Source organism: Marinibactrum halimedae (assembly GCF_021234875.1).
GTDB lineage: Bacteria > Pseudomonadota > Gammaproteobacteria > Pseudomonadales > Cellvibrionaceae > Marinibactrum > Marinibactrum halimedae.
The window spans coordinates 26,407-42,818 of sequence record NZ_JAJQVM010000028.1 but is presented as its reverse complement, the minus strand read 5'-3'; the positions used below and the strand labels follow the sequence as shown (position 1 = coordinate 42,818).

The window sequence follows — 16,412 nt, the reverse complement described above, 5'->3', positions numbered from 1 at the left end:
AACCTAAAAACGCCATTATCAAAATTACGTTTAAAAAATGAAATGAGGGATCTAAACCTACATCATCTCCTCTTCCAATGTTTTTATTTTTTTATTGTAGCGATAAACAACTCCATCAATAATCAAACCTGGGAATTGATCCGAGCGCCCAAAACTCCATACCTTTTCATCCCAGCTTTCATACAACACACCAGCATCACACCAAGCATTTGGGCCTTCTGGGTATTTTAAATCTACATATCTTGCACCAAATACAGACTGCTCTGTGATAGCCTCTGTGACAGTACCTAAGCCGGGGGCATTAAGCTCTCCAACACTGGGCAAGAACCCTCTTTGATTGAAATGATAATTGCCAGAGAGAAAAACTTCTGGTGTACTCACATCATCACGCCACTGCAATAGCCCAAAGAATCCACCGGCGCGTTCACTCGCTTTAATCCTCACAGCCATTAACGATAAATTATTAACAAAAACGTCTTTTATAGACGATTCTCGGATGACAAAACTCCCAACAAATCCACCAACAGCTTGTTTTCCAATAATAAAATCATGAATGACTTTTTTCTCAAAAACCCTCCCTGCCACCATATTATTATGAATACGAACCCGCAAAAAAGTATCCTCATAGGAACCTTCTTCAGAATAATCCCCCTCCAAAAAACTCCCCATAAATCCACCCACGCGATGCTCGCCCCTGACATTTCCTACAACGATATTCCTCTCCATAATCGAAGAAGCAACAGGCTCTGTATGATATGCCTTGTAACACCCGACAAGGCCACCGGTGGAAGAACCACCAGAGACGGTTCCATAACTTATGTTTTCTTTCCAATGCGTGTGTACGTCTGCTCCTAAAGCAATATGATCCCCCACTATCCCCCCAGAACAACCTAGTTGGGCGTATATATCACTGAATACTCGATTTTGATAAGCATCGAACCTACCCTCTAGTAAGTAACTCCATCCAATGAGCCCTCCTGCGCTACTCAATGCGGTTACAGAACCCATAACGATATTTCTGCCCAACTCAAGATTCGCCGCAAAACCCACGCCCTCCCCAATCACTCCACCTGCAATTCGCTTCGAATCCAAATGCCCATAGAGGGTATTGTCAATAATTTCTATTTTTCCACCCGCCGATTGATAATCATCAAAATAACCAATCACACCACCTGCAGACCCATTCCCCAAAGCAGCTACTTCAGCCTCAATATCATTATTTTTAATCAACGCGGTCAAACGATGATCATTGCGAAGCAATCCAATCATACCCGCCGCATTACCTATCGTACTGTTTAAGGCAATCGAAATCTGACTTTCTGTAATGAATAAAAAATTATTTGCGACATACCATGGCTCAATAAGCACCTCACCAATAATGCCGCCAACATCCACTTCACCATTCACAAACCCGATAATATTTATGTTCTCTAAGTCAACCAGAGCCGTCGTTGAATCGTCACTGCCTTCAAAATTCACTTTTCCAATTAACACACCCACATTGCTTACACCACTCACGCCCTTTTTAGCTGTACTCACGGAAAGGTTCCGAACAAACCGGTTTATACTGGCGCCCGGTAATCCACTGTCAGAATTGGCTTTCGTCGTTACCACACCAAATAAACCAATATTTTTCCCTTGCGTCTCTACATCATCGTTTTGACGGTGAATATACAAACCTGAAATGCGATGACCATTGCCTTCAAAATGAGCTTGAAACCCATTCTCTAATGTACCAATAGGCAACCAGCCACTGTTGGAACCATCACCGTCATAGTCGTAATATTCATCTTCTGGAGAAATCACACCATCATCATTGGTGTCAAACGATAGATCAGCCATTAATTCATACCCAAAACACCCTGTGCCTGGGCAACCTTCTTCATAACGATTTCCAGAAAAGTCCACCAATGCGGTTCCGAAAACATTATTTCTCATCCAATCTAACTGCTCCAAGGTAGTAATATCGATCAAGCCGTCACCATCGCTATCTACAATAATGTTATCAACGACAATTTTATCAACAACAATGTTATCAACAACAGTGTTATCAACAACAATCTCACTGTGCGCAGCACTCATAAAACAACCAAAAGGAGACAAAAATACGGAAAGAAAAAAAACAGAAAAGAGAGGGCGGGCAGTATTTTTCACACAGAGAAACATGGCTCACTTCCTTATTTCATACAAAAGAACATCCTAAAGACAACGATGACTTCAGTTGCCATCCCCTTCTTTCAGCAGCCCAACTCAAAGAAATAACAAAGGGACAATACTATTCGAGCTCAACAACCTGTATTGCACAGGAAGACGTGTTGTGCCGGTAGGCGATAATAACACAACAAACAAAATAAAATGTTTTTCTAAATGACAATACTCTCACGACTCAAATAACAAATCAGAATTTGAATAGAGCAAAAAAGTCGGCATGTCCACTACGAAACGTAAGAACACGCCAACCCATTCAACAACCCTTCTTCATGTGAAGTTATTTTTTAAAATCTACATCGCCTCTTCTTCCAATACATTTGTGCTTTTATTGTAGCGATAAATCACACCCTCTATAATCAACCCTGGAAATTGATCTGAACTTCCAAAACTCCATATATCTTCATCCCAATCTTCATACAGCAAACCAGCATGAGACATTGAATTAGGAGACTGAGGGTATTTCAACTCCACATATCGAGCCCCCAAAATAGACTCTTCTGTAATGGGAAAAGAACCATCAACAACCCCAATACTCGGCAATCCCTCTCGTTGATTAAAATGATAATTACCAGAAAAGAAACCTGCAGGATCATAATCCAAATACTCGTCTCGCCAAGTTATCAATCCCAAAAAGCCACCAACCTCATTGCTACCTGAAACACCCTGATGCTTCACCACGCCCAAAGACAAATTATTCGAAAAATACCCGAAAGGTAAAATATTCTTGTTAAAAAACTGCCCCACAACCCCCCCGACATTTTCCGCACCACGGATTTTGCCTGCAACCAAATTGTTCCTAATGAAGGTATACGTGTTCGCCAAATCGAATGCAGAGGAACCAAAGGAACCAAAAGAGCCGATAAGCCCTCCCGCATCGCCCTTTCCGATCACATTGCCTACCGAAATATTTTTCTCGATAACAGACTCTGTTGTATATTCATCAAAAATGTTAAAGCAACCAGCCATGCCTCCTGTTGCTGCCCCACCAAAAACCGAACCATAGATAATATTTTCCCTAATATCAGAATGTAACCCCCCAAAACCCTGTACTATATGTTTACCAAAAATACCACCTGCACAGTCTTTTCTTGCAAAAGTATCCGCAAATACGCGATTACCACGAACAGCAACCAAGCCCTCACTTACATTATCCGACCCAAGTAACCCACCAGAGTGTTTGCGCCCTGTGACCACTCCCGAAACCACATTATCATTAAGTATCAAATAGGTACTAGTACCCCCCATTTCACCAACAATTCCTCCTGCAACCCCCATGCTTCTCACATTGACCTCAAGCTGATTTTTCTCAATATCAACAGTACCATCCTCACCCTCAAAATCGCCCAACAAGCCAATAAAGCCTCCGGATGCTCCCACACTCAGGTTATTCACTGCGGCAGCAACCTTATTATTATTGATCGATATACTTAAGGCGCTATCGTCGCGAACCTTACCGATAATGCCACCCACATTACCGGTTTTCCCTATTACCGATACATCCATATTACTATTGGAGTAGGTGAATACTTTTGGAGTAAATTCATACGTATTTATCACTATCGACCCAACAACACCTCCCGTATTTTCCTCTCCCGTTACGGCAGCTATTATATGTACTTGATCTAAGTGAATATGGACAGAACGCCAATCTAAGAAACCTTTAAAGTCTATTTCACCAATCAATGTGCCAACATTCCGATGACCTTTTACACCCTGACCATCAGTGTAAACCTCAATATTTTGAATAGACTGAGTTCTGGCCCCCTCTATCAATATTTCATTACTGTCATCGGGTATCGTCACCACACCGAACAAACCAATATTTTCGCCTTGTGTTTCTATATCATCTTGTAAACGATGAATATAGACACCAGAAATACGGTGGCCATTACCTTCAAAGCTAGCTCGAAATCCATTTTCTTTCGTACCAATAGGCAACCAACCATTATTTGAGCCATCCCCGTCGTAATCATAATATTGATCAGCGGAAGAAATCACACCATCACCATTAGTATCAAACGATAAATCCGACACTAATTCATAACCATAGCAACCGGAAAGCGGGCAACCTTTTTCATATCGGTTTCCTGAAAAATCCACCAATGCCGTTCCCAGCATGTTGTTTCTAATCCAGTCCAGATGTTCAAGGCTTTGTATTTCGATAAGGCCGTCATGATCACTGTCTACAATGACATCATTCTGACCCGCCACCGATGCAGCTGAAACCACACTAGCCATAAGGAAAGTAAGAACTAAAAAAACGACAAAATAAGGAAATGAAAATCTTTTTATATTGGAAATCATGGCAAATACCTTTGCATAATAGGAGGGAATATCTCAAACACCACAAGCCTCATACTGCATACACTCAAGCTTGAAGCAGACCAAATACAAAAAATATAACGCTAAAACCAGAAGATAATCACAAAATACAAAATTACCTTATCATAAAATTACCAGAATAATATTTTATAGGTGCCAAAAAAAACACACAGCAATAAAAAAGAACTTCAACAAAAAAAGCCGACATACCACTACAAAGCAATGGCAGTCGACTTCTTTAAATTAAAAAAAGTTTCACATAGGTAAGCAATTTCCTGAGGAACCTACATCAACTCTTTCTCCAATACTCTTGCGCCTTTATTATAACGATAAATTATCTCTTCTATTATTAATCCTAGAAATTAATCCGAGGTTCCAAAATCCCACACCTCTTCACCCTAATCATTCATCCTGATTTTGATACAATACTCCCGCACCACATAATGAGCCAGGGCCTTCCGGGTTTTAAATAGCGGAATAACCTGCAGTCCAGCTCCTTAATAACTACAGATTCATAATGTTAGAATGAGATCTGAAGGTGAGTCTTGATGATTTGCGACATATTTTTAGAAATTACATTCATGACTCAAGCTCAGGTATATTACCTGCAACATTACCCAAAGGGACATCGCCCGATGATTTTATCGCACCAAGGATTTGATTATTATTTACCTCAACAACCGATGTATCTGTGTTATAAATTGCACCAGAAATGCCTTCGGCATTGCGACTAAATTTTTCACATCAAAACTTTTCACATCAAACCGAATGGTATTATCACTCAAAATAAGGAATTAAAAACCGTCTTCAAAATAGATAAATGTATAAAAATTCGAATTCATATTGGCACGTAAAAAATCAGAGGGCGCTTATTTCTACACCAATCGCTTTAAGCTTCAAACTAGAAGCCCAAATTCGAATAACACTAAAAATCGAACAAAGATAAAATATTGAACAACACTAAAAGAAGGACTGCAAAGAAAGGAGTATAAATTTTAAAAATCCAGACAAAATAATAAACATAAAGAATTAATCATACCGTTTATTGGGGCTATTCTCGTCCAACGATTTTAAATACTTCAATTTTTCCGAGATTTTTGCCTCCAATCCTCGGCTTGTTGGAAAATAATACTGTCGGTCTTTTAATGCTTCTGGAAAATAATTTTCACCCGCTGCGTAAGCCTCTGGCTCATCGTGAGCGTAGCGATATTCTGCTCCGTAATCTAACGATTTCATTAATTGAGTGGGGGCATTTCTAAGATGTAACGGCACGTCAAAACTGGGCAACTCTGAGACATCTTTTCTCACTTGCTTAAAGGCAGAGTAGACTGCATTACTTTTCGGGGCAGAGGCCAAATACACGACCGCTTGCGCAATGGCCAACTCACCCTCCGGGCTGCCCAATCGTTCGTGAGTTTCCCAGGCATTAATGGCCAATTGCAATGCTCTTGGGTCTGCATTACCAATGTCTTCCACTGCCATACGCACCACTCGGCGTGCAACATAAAAAGGATCACATCCGCCATCCATCATGCGCATACACCAGTAAAGTGCCGCATCAGGGTGACTACCACGTACTGATTTATGCAAAGCGGATATTTGATCGTAAAATTGATCGCCACCTTTATCAAAACGACGCACATCCGCCACCATCACTTCGCGAACCACTGCTTCTGTAATGATTCTTGCACCATCAGCGCCCTCCTGTGTATCACTCCCTTTTAAATCGCTCTCCTCTGCAAGGTCGACACAAAGTTCCAATAGATTAAGCAATTTACGACCATCGCCATCGGCACCTTTAATTAATAATTGCCGTACTTCTTCCGTTATGTGAATGTTCTCTTCGCCATAACCTCGCTCAGGCACACTTAATGCTCGCTGTAACAACACTTGCAAATCAGCCTCATCCAAGGCTTTTAAAACATAAACCCGACAACGGGACAGCAATGCATTATTTAATTCAAAAGAAGGATTTTCTGTAGTGGCACCAATAAAAATAATCGTGCCATCTTCAACAAAAGGCAAAAAGGCGTCTTGTTGAGATTTATTGAAGCGATGCACCTCATCCACAAACAAAACCGTTTTTCTGTTTTGCTGCCAGCTCACTTGCTGTGCCTCTGCTACTGCCGCTCGAATTTCTTTAACACCCGCCAATACCGCCGACAGCGTTTGAAAATGAGCGTGAGTCAATTCGGCAATGGTTTTTGCTAACGAGGTTTTACCCACACCCGGCGGCCCCCAGAAAATCATGGAGTGCAATGCATCGCGCTCTATGGCTTCTCGCAATGGCTTCCCTTCTGCTAATAAATGACGCTGCCCACAATATTCATTCAAGGTAAGCGGGCGCAAACGAGAAGCCAATGGTTGAAAACGCAGAGGGGCACCGTGCTGAAAGGCATCAACACCCTGAGGTTGACGTTGAGATTGATGTTGCGATAACCCCGCTCTCAATGCAGTGTTGTTAGCGGCGCCATCACCAAATAAATCATCAGTCATGAAAATTAATCACTTTTCAGCAACCCGACACAAAGTCATTCTCTACAACAACATCATTCCCTACAACACAGTCATTCCCTATAAAAAAGTTATGGGGCATCTTCATGAAAAACATCAGTGCCTTTCGGGATGGTGAAATGAAAATCCTCATCGTTTAATTTCGCGGCGGTATTCATGTCCGAAAACGCAAATTCCGTGGTATTCGATGAGGCATCCAAAGCACTCATTTCAATAAGCTGATCGCCAGCAAAGGTGACACTGATCGCGGAATATTCAGAGGCGCCTGTGGGCACCAATTCATATCGACGCTTAACAGGAAAACTCTCCATGGTAATCAATTGTGATACCAGGTAGTTATCTGTCAGTGCTTTTTGATCACCACTGATTAAACGCATGGGGGTTTGGTCATTCTGCGGTGTGATTTTTTTGACCGTGACTTGCTCTAGGTCAGGGTCGTACAACCATAATGTATCGCCATCTGACATCAACACTTGCTCAAACGGAGCGAGAGTATGCCAACGAAACTGACTGGGCTGCTGCAATGCAAAATTGCCTTCAGAAGATTGTAAAAGCTCCCCCTCTTTTGAGAGCAAACGCTGCGTAAATTTACCCGTGACAGACTGCAAAGACTTCAAGCGTTTCGCCAATTCTCGTGTAAAGGCTTGGTGAATATCCTGTTTTTTATTAGCAGGCTGTTGAACCTCTTTCTGTTGAGCCTCTTTCTGTTGAGCCACTGTTTTTTGATCGGTTGTCTCTTGAGCAACGGTCTTTTGAGTGACAGTCTTTTGAGCAACTGTCGTCTCATAGGGCTCTGTACCCCCACCCATGGCGGATGAGGCGATGGCCGATGACATCAACAATACGCCAGTAACGCCCACCGCTATCTTTCGCACTGAAGACAAGACTTGGCGACGCTCACCTGGAAAAAATATATTCATTGGCAACACCCTTATTGCTCTTCTACATTGTTCTTCTACAAAAAATGTTCTTCTACAAAATTTTTCTTCTACAAACTGTTTAACACCAAGGTCACATCAGTCTTTTGGAGGCGGAGGCGCTAGCACCTCACGGTTACCATTGTGCCCCATGGCACTCACAACGCCAGCGGCCTCCATGGTTTCAATCAGTCGTGCTGCTCGGTTATACCCTACCCGCAGCTTACGCTGTACCGAGGAAATTGAGGCTTTGCGACTTTGAGTGACAAATTCCACCGCCTCATCATAGAGTGGGTCAGACTCATCGTTGTCGCCCTCTTCCCCTTCTGTGGCCAGCCCAGGTACCGCAATGGTGTTAACGCTTTCGTCAGTAATTTCTTCAAGATAATCCGGCTCACCCCGACGCTTCCAATCAGCAACGACGGCGTGCACTTCATGATCATCCACAAAAGCACCATGCACACGCTGAGTCACACTGCTGCCCGGCGGCATGTACAGCATATCGCCATGGCCGAGCAATTGCTCGGCACCGCCTTGGTCGATGATGGTTCGAGAGTCAATTTTAGAAGACACCTGAAACGCAATGCGTGTGGGTACGTTCGCTTTGATCAAACCCGTAATCACATCCACCGAGGGTCGCTGGGTTGCCAAAATCAAATGTATACCCGCAGCTCGCGCCTTCTGGGCAATTCGAGCAATCAACTGCTCCACCTTCTTACCCACAATCATCATCATATCGGCGAATTCATCAATCACCACGACAATGGCCGGTAATGTGGTCAATTCCGGGGCGGGCGCTTCCTCCATTCCAGGTTCGTAGTGTTCACTGGCCACCCATAACGGGTCCTGAATAGGCTCACCGGACTTTTCCGCATCGCGAATCTTGCGGTTGTAACCGGTAAGGTTTCGTACTCCCAAGGCCGCCATGAGTTTGTATCGGCGCTCCATCTCACCCACACACCAACGCAAGCCGTTGGCAGCATCGTTCATGTCTGTAATAACTGGGGTTAATAGGTGTGGAATACCTTCGTATACCGACAACTCCAACATTTTTGGATCAACGAGGATTAATCGAACCTCTTCTGGCGTGGATTTGTACAGCAAGCTCAGCAGCATGGCATTCACGCCAACGGATTTACCTGATCCGGTCGTCCCTGCCACCAACAGATGGGGCATTTTGGCCAAATCAGCAATGACAGGCTCGCCACCAATATCATGACCAAGGGCCAAGGTTAAGGCAGATTTCGATTTATCGTAGGTAGGTGTGGACAGCACTTCACTCAGCATCACCATTTGCCGGTGCTCGTTGGGAATTTCAATGCCCATCACTGATTTACCGGGGATGACTTCCACCACCCGCACACTGATGACCGCCAGTGAACGTGCCAAATCCTTAGCAAGGTTGGTAATACGGCTGGCTTTGACACCCGGCGCGGGTTGAATTTCAAAGCGAGTGACCACAGGCCCAGGCAGCACCGAAACCACCTCTACCGTGATGCCGAAATCCTGAAGCTTCAACTCCAGCAGTCGACTCATGGCCTCTAACGATTCTTGCGAGAATCCTTTCTTCTCCTTACCTGAGGGCTGATCCAGCAAGTTAAGGGGTGGCAATTCGCCCGTTACCGGAGTCTCATCAAATAAGCGCGTTTGCTTTTCCTTTTGGGCTCGCTCACTGACCGGTTTCGGCTTATCGGGCAATGCCTTGATGGTTGGAGGTTCTCGCTTAGGTGTGAGTTTTTCGCGCGCTTCTCGACGAGTTTGGCGCTCTTCAATGGCCGACTGAGCCAATGCGTCCTCTTGTTTTTCGGCCTCTGCACGCGCTTTACGCGCTTGCCACCACTGCCCTAATGCCAACACGCGCCCGCCAATGGCATCCATCAACCCAAGCCAAGAAAGATCGGTAAAGACCGTAATACCAAACAGAAATAATGCCGTTAGAATCAACGTACCGCCGACATAAGAGAACGCCCCTTCCATTGCCACTGCAACAGATGCCCCGAGAATACCGCCATTCGAAGCCGGCAACGCACTTGCCTCAGCACCATATTTCAACGCGATCAACCCAGTACCGGCGACCATTACCAAGACGAACCCCACCAACCTCAACGCAATCAAAACCCAATCAAACGTCGGCGCCTCAGGTGTATTATGGCGTCCGAGAAACACACTCACCGCGCGTAAGGCAAGCAGCACTGGAAAGAAATAGGCGAGATACCCAAAGCCTGTGAAAAACACATCGGCCAGCCAAGCACCGGCAGCACCACCTGAATTATGAATGACAGAGCCCGTGCCGGTACTGGACCAACCGGGGTCACGAGGGTCATAGGAAATTAACGACATGAATAAGTAAAGACACATCACGGAGAAGCCAATAAGGGCCCCTTCACGCACATATTTCATAAGTTTGCCGGTCGTTGGTACCGACACTTGCTCTGCTGGGCTATCTGACAAAACTTCCCCCAAGAAACCAAGGCATCACTTCACAGCAAAGCACTGTAAGAGCAAATCACCTTATAAAAGCGCCACTTTGATAGTTGTAAAACATCAAGTCGTCGCCACCTTATCTTTTATACTTTACACAGAGTCGCTACCCACTGGGTTTGCGCACCTGAACATTGTAAAATTGTATACTATTCAATTATTTACAGAGAAAACTGATCAACCTTCTCTTTTTGACCTGCGCACTCTTTTTAGTCTAAGCACCGTTCGTTAACGTGCCGAACCTCTGATCGATGTTCTCAAAGACTGAAAACAAAGCCAATGAAAACAAAGAGTTAGATTGTAAATCTCTATAATTAACACAGACTGAAGTCTCTTTAAAGGATCTCGAGGTAATGAGCGAACATCAACATCACCCATTGATTATATTAGGCTCCGGCCCCGCCGGATATACCGCAGCCATCTATGCTGCACGGGCAAATTTAAAACCCGTGGTGATTACCGGCATGCAGCAAGGGGGGCAATTAACCACCACCACAGATGTGGAGAACTGGCCTGGCGGTGTTGCTGAATTGCAAGGCCCAGACCTGATGATGCAAATGCAAGCCCATGCAGAGCGCTTCGATACGGAAGTGATTTTCGACCACATCGAAAAAGCCGATCTCTCACAACGCCCCTTCATTATCGAAGGCACCAACAAGTACTCTTGTGACGCCTTGATTATCTGCACGGGCGCCTCAGCTCAATACCTTGGCTTACCTTCGGAAGAAGCCTTTGCCGGTAAGGGTGTGAGCGCCTGTGCTACTTGCGACGGCTTTTTCTACCGCGATCAAAAAGTCGCCGTCGTCGGCGGGGGTAATACCGCTGTTGAAGAGGCCCTTTACCTTTCCAATATCTGTAGCGAAGTCACCTTGATCCACCGCCGTGACACGCTTCGTGCGGAAAAAATTCTTCAAGACAAGCTCTTCAAAAAAGCCGAAACCGGCAACATACGACTTGAATGGAATCACACCCTGGAGGAAGTCCTCGGTGATGATCAGGGCGTGAACGGATTGCGCGTTAAGAGCACAGAAAGCGGCGAAGAAAAGCAATTGGATGTCGCCGGCGTCTTTATCGCCATCGGTCATAAACCGAACACTGGGCTATTCGAAGGTCAGCTGGCAATGGAAAACGGCTACATTACCGTAAAAAGCGGCACCGAAGGCTTCGCCACCAGTACCAGTATACCCGGAGTGTTTGCTGCAGGAGACGTGGCAGACCAAGTGTATCGTCAAGCCATTACCTCTGCCGGTGCAGGTTGCCAAGCCGCGCTGGATGCCGAAAAGTTTCTTGACGATCAAGAATGATCTGAACGTGTAAATTTATAATCGCCTAAAGAAGAGCGTCGGCAAACACCCGGCCTCTCCTTTATGGATTCATCGCTTTGAATGGACTCATCAATTTATAAACAAGCACAGACTCTCACCAGTTAAACGCCGGAGACGGTTCCAACCTCTATGAGTTACATCCCTTGGCTCGATATACATCAAGACGACTTCCCTCCCACTCATCAAGCGCTCGACGATCCTAACGGCCTACTGGCCGCCGGTGGTGATCTATCGCCCGCTCGACTGGTACACGCCTACTCTCTCGGCATTTTTCCCTGGTTCAGTGAGGGTGAACCTTTATTGTGGTGGAGCCCTAGCCCCCGCTGCGTTCTCTATCCTGATCAAGTTCACACCTCCAAAAGCCTCAAGAAGCTGATGCGAAAAGGGCTGTTTACCGTGACCATTGATCAACAGTTCGAGCAAGTGATTCAACACTGTGGTGATACTCGACAACACGAAGGCACCTGGATCACAGAAGAATTATCAGAGGCTTTTATCAACCTTCATCATCAGGGCTATGCCCATAGCGTCGAATGCTGGCAGGAGGGGGAATTGGTAGGAGGGCTCTACGGGATGACCATCAACCGAGTTTTCTTTGGGGAATCCATGTTTAGCCTGAAAGCCAATGCCTCAAAAGTGGCACTGGTCTTTTTATGCGAACGCTTAAATGCTCTCGGCTATTCTCTTCTGGATTGCCAAGTCAAAACAGACCATTTGGTTTCTATGGGCGCAATCGAAATACCACGTGAAGATTTTGAATCCGTGTTGTATGCCAACCGCGAAAAAGGCATAACGCCTGGCAAAGTGAAGCTGGATAGAATGGAGCTGGATAAGGATTAGAATCTGGCTAAAAAACAATCCAATTTCATCTATTCGTTGAGCATAAGACGGGCGATGACTTTACGGGCACTCTTGCGCTATGCTTTTCGGCTATTCTTACTTTAGTGCAGCGCTGTATTACTCGGAAACAACAGACAGAACATTGATGACGACAACCATGATCAACCCATGGCAGCATAGACATAACCGCGTAGAGAGGCATTAACGTGGCCAATCTGAGACTTTTCGCCACCCACCCCCACGACTGCAGCTATCTTCCCGACCGGATCGCGACAACGGTTTTTGTCGACCCTCAAGCTCACATTGATCAAGATGTTTACAGCCGGTTGTCTGAAATTGGCTTTCGCCGAAGTGGCCAACACCTGTATAAACCACAGTGCAAGGCCTGTCGCCAGTGCATTCCAGCGCGAATCCCTGTTCATCAATTTCAGCCGAACCGACAACAACGACGATGCCTAAAACGCAATGCCGACCTCACCGTGGATACTGTGGACTCCATTGATTCAGAGGAGTATTTCGAGCTTTATGAAAAATACATCAACGCTCGCCACCAAGACGGCGACATGTACCCGCCTTCTCGCAAGCAATACGATTCATTTTTAACCAGCGAATGGGGCGTTACTCGTTTTATCACCTTCAGGCTCAACGATAAATTGGTTTCTGTCGCCGTCATCGATGTGCTGGATAATGGCCTCTCTGCGGTATACACCTTTTACGACCCCGATTATCCCAAGCGCAGTTTCGGTACCTTTGCCATTCTTTGCCAAATTGAACAGGCCAAAGCCCTCGATTTGGACTCTGTCTATCTGGGGTACTGGATCCGCGAATGCATCAAAATGAATTACAAAACCCGCTTTCAACCCTTAGAACTCTACATTGAAGGCACTTGGGCGCCGGAAGATCCGCAATAATTTCCTTCAATTCGGTTAATGACCATCCAATAGCAAAAGTTTTTCGTGTTTTGCCGCAATATACCCTTGGCGCTGCACGGCATTTAGTGCACAATTCACGCCTATTTTTTAAGCCCCAACCGTAAGACGATTAAACACTGAGGAATGCATTGAATGGCGAAAGAAGACCACATTGAAATGGAAGGCGAAGTCGTAGACACCCTCCCGAATACGACCTTCCGCGTCAAGTTGGAAAACGGCCATATGGTTACTGCCCACATTTCCGGGAAAATGCGTAAAAACTACATTCGCATTCTAACTGGCGATAAAGTCAAAGTAGAACTGACGCCTTACGACTTGAGCAAAGCCAGAATCACTTATCGCGCACGCTAAACAGCACGCCGAAAGGTAAACGATTCTCACAAAAAAGCCCGCCTGCTGAATGCAACAGGCGGGCTTTTTTGTTTCTGCTATTCATTTCATTTAACCCACTAACACTTAGTCCACTAATACTTTGCCCACTAAGGCCAGTAAGACTCATTGCTGCTTTTTAACGCCACTGTTTTTGCAGCTAACAACTCAACCAGAAAGAAAAGGCGGCGTTTACGCCACCTCCTCCACTTCCAACTCAATACTCAAGTCATCGTCATCAACGGTAACATGCACCTCACCACCAGAGCTTAGCTCCCCAAAGAGCACCAACTCCGCCAATGGCTTTTTGAGCTTCTCTTTAATTAAACGAGCCATCGGGCGGGCGCCCATTTTTTCATCATAACCATTGGTTGCCAGCCACAATCGTGCTTCCTCTTCAACGTGCAATACCACACGTTTGTCATCAAGCTGAGCTTGCAGTTCTACCAAGAATTTATCCACTACGGTTTTCACTACATCTAGGCTTAAGGCACCAAACTGAATGATGGAATCTAAGCGGTTACGAAATTCTGGGGTAAAGAGCTTTTTAATGGCTTCCATACCGTCAGTAGAGTGATCTTGCTGGGTGAAACCAAAGGAGTTACGCCCCATGTCTTCGGCACCGGCATTGGTGGTCATGATCAAGATAACATTCCGGAAGTCCGCTTTACGCCCATTATTGTCAGTCAGTGTGCCGTGATCCATCACCTGCAACAGCAAGTTGAAGACTTCAGGATGAGCTTTTTCAATTTCATCCAACAGCACCACGCAATGGGGGTGTTTGGTGACGGCTTCTGTCAATAACCCCCCCTGGTCAAAACCAACATAACCTGGAGGCGCACCAATCAAGCGAGAAACCGTATGACGCTCCATATACTCAGACATATCAAAGCGCAATAGCTCAATACCCATGGAAGAAGCCAATTGACGACACAACTCAGTTTTCCCTACGCCCGTTGGCCCGGCAAAGAGGAACGACCCTACTGGCTTATCCGGCGAACCCAAACCGGCACGCGACAGCTTAATGGAGGTGGTTAGCGCTTCAATCGCCACGTTTTGACCGAATACGGTCAACTTCAATTGATCATCCAATTTCTGAAGCTGCTCTTTGTCTGAGGCAGACACGCTTTTGGGAGGAATTCGAGCGATTTTAGCAACAATCTTCTCGATATCTCCCACACCAATTTGACGCTTACGCTTGGTGGTCGGCTGCAGCTGCTGATAGGCACCCGCTTCATCAATCACATCAATGGCTTTATCAGGCATAAAGCGTTCAGTGATGTATTTCGAGGCCAACTCAGACGCGGCCTTAAGCGCAGCATCGGTATATTTCAGACCATGATGCGATTCGAAGCGTGATTTTAAACCTCGCAAAATATGGTAAGTGTCATCGACGGACGGCTCATTCACGTCAATTTTCTGGAATCGACGAGAGAGCGCCCGATCCTTATCGAAAATACCGCGATACTCTTGGAACGTGGTGGAACCTACACAACGGATTTCACCGGACGTCAATAACGGTTTCAGTAGGTTTGAGGCATCCATAACGCCACCAGATGCCGCACCAGCACCAATGATGGTGTGGATTTCATCGATAAACAGAATGGCTTTTTCTTGCTTTTTCAGCTCCGCCAAGAGGCCTTTAAAGCGCTTCTCAAAATCGCCCCGGTATTTTGTACCTGCCAAGAGCGACCCTAAATCAAGCGAATAAACAACACTGTCGAGAAGGATATCGGGCACATCACCATCGACGATGCGCTTAGCCAAGCCTTCTGCAATGGCGGTTTTACCAACACCAGACTCACCTACCAACAGCGGATTATTTTTTCGACGACGAGCCAACACCTGGCTGACCCGCTCTAACTCCTGGTCACGCCCAACCAAAGGGTCAATACGGCCCAACATGGCCTCTTCATTTAGATTCGTGGCAAACGACTCTAGAGGGCTGGAAGAGCTGGACTCACCAGTACCTAGACCTTCTTCTTCTTGGCTTTCTTGGGAAGAGTCAACACTGTGATCGGATTGCCCAGCCACTTTGGAAATACCGTGGGTGATAAAATTGACGGCATCAATACGAGCAATACTTTGCTGTTTAAGGTAATAGACAGCTTGGCTTTCCTGTTCACTGAAGATCGCCACCAACACGTTGGCACCAGTGACTTCTTTTTTACCGGAAGATTGCACATGAAAGACAGCCCGTTGCAGAACCCGCTGAAAACCTAAAGTAGGCTGAGTTTCTCGCTCACTGTCATTTTCTGGAATTAATGGCGTGGTAGAGTCCACGAACTCGACCAACTCTTTGCGCAAACTGTTGAGGTCTGCACCGCAGGCTTTCAACACCGCCGCTGCGGATTCATTATCAATTAACGCCAACAAGAGGTGTTCAACCGTCATAAACTCATGGCGTTTACTCCGGGCTCCCTTGAAGGCCAGATTTAGGGTCACTTCCAAATCCTTGCTCAACATTGATTCAACCTCAAACTTTCAAATTCACGATCAGG

Annotated in this window: 10 protein-coding genes; 4 read left to right on the top strand and 6 right to left on the bottom strand. The window is 45.6% G+C overall.

The features are described 5' to 3' along the window. Positions 1-57: 57 nt before the first annotated feature. The 5 genes from LU351_RS15555 to LU351_RS15535 form a co-directional block, all read right to left on the bottom strand. Complete coding sequence (locus LU351_RS15555; protein WP_232595007.1) at positions 58-2,082, bottom strand: hypothetical protein; 2,025 nt, start codon at positions 2,080-2,082, stop codon at positions 58-60. Positions 2,083-2,502: 420 nt separating this feature from the next. Further along, positions 2,503-4,449 carry a hypothetical protein gene (locus LU351_RS15550; protein WP_232595006.1) on the bottom strand — a complete coding sequence of 649 codons (1,947 nt, stop codon included), beginning with the start codon at positions 4,447-4,449 and terminating at the stop codon, positions 2,503-2,505. 1,113 nt (positions 4,450-5,562) lie between these two features. Beyond that, positions 5,563-7,029, bottom strand: a complete 1,467-nt coding sequence (locus LU351_RS15545; RefSeq protein WP_232595005.1) for a replication-associated recombination protein A — start codon at positions 7,027-7,029, stop codon at positions 5,563-5,565. Between the two features lie 89 nt (positions 7,030-7,118). Continuing rightward, the gene (gene lolA / locus LU351_RS15540) at positions 7,119-7,967 is read right to left on the bottom strand and encodes an outer membrane lipoprotein periplasmic chaperone LolA (protein ID WP_232595004.1); all 849 of its coding nucleotides are present in this window, start codon (positions 7,965-7,967) and stop codon (positions 7,119-7,121) included. A 96-nt stretch (positions 7,968-8,063) separates the two neighbouring features. Beyond that, entirely contained in the window at positions 8,064-10,364 is a 2,301-nt protein-coding gene (locus tag LU351_RS15535; protein ID WP_232595036.1) for a DNA translocase FtsK, read from the bottom strand. 434 nt (positions 10,365-10,798) lie between these two features. Between LU351_RS15535 and trxB the strand changes: the two genes are divergently transcribed. The 4 genes from trxB to infA all read left to right on the top strand — a co-directional run bounded on the left by trxB (position 10,799) and on the right by infA (position 13,893). Beyond that, positions 10,799-11,749 carry a thioredoxin-disulfide reductase gene (gene trxB, locus LU351_RS15530; RefSeq protein WP_232595003.1) on the top strand — a complete coding sequence of 317 codons (951 nt, stop codon included), beginning with the start codon at positions 10,799-10,801 and terminating at the stop codon, positions 11,747-11,749. A 150-nt stretch (positions 11,750-11,899) separates the two neighbouring features. After that, positions 11,900-12,610, top strand: coding sequence for a leucyl/phenylalanyl-tRNA--protein transferase (aat, locus tag LU351_RS15525; RefSeq protein ID WP_232595002.1), 711 nt, complete (start codon positions 11,900-11,902; stop codon positions 12,608-12,610). Between the two features lie 206 nt (positions 12,611-12,816). Further along, positions 12,817-13,521: an arginyltransferase gene (locus tag LU351_RS15520; protein ID WP_416053964.1), complete on the top strand. Its 705-nt coding sequence runs from the start codon at positions 12,817-12,819 to the stop codon at positions 13,519-13,521. A gap of 153 nt (positions 13,522-13,674) precedes the next feature. Next, positions 13,675-13,893, top strand: coding sequence for a translation initiation factor IF-1 (infA, locus tag LU351_RS15515; protein ID WP_232595001.1), 219 nt, complete (start codon positions 13,675-13,677; stop codon positions 13,891-13,893). Between the two features lie 210 nt (positions 13,894-14,103). Here infA and clpA read toward each other — a convergent pair whose 3' ends face one another. After that, positions 14,104-16,377 (bottom strand): ATP-dependent Clp protease ATP-binding subunit ClpA, encoded by a 2,274-nt coding sequence (gene clpA, locus LU351_RS15510; protein WP_232595000.1) that lies wholly within the window; start codon positions 16,375-16,377, stop codon positions 14,104-14,106. Positions 16,378-16,412 lie beyond the last annotated feature (35 nt).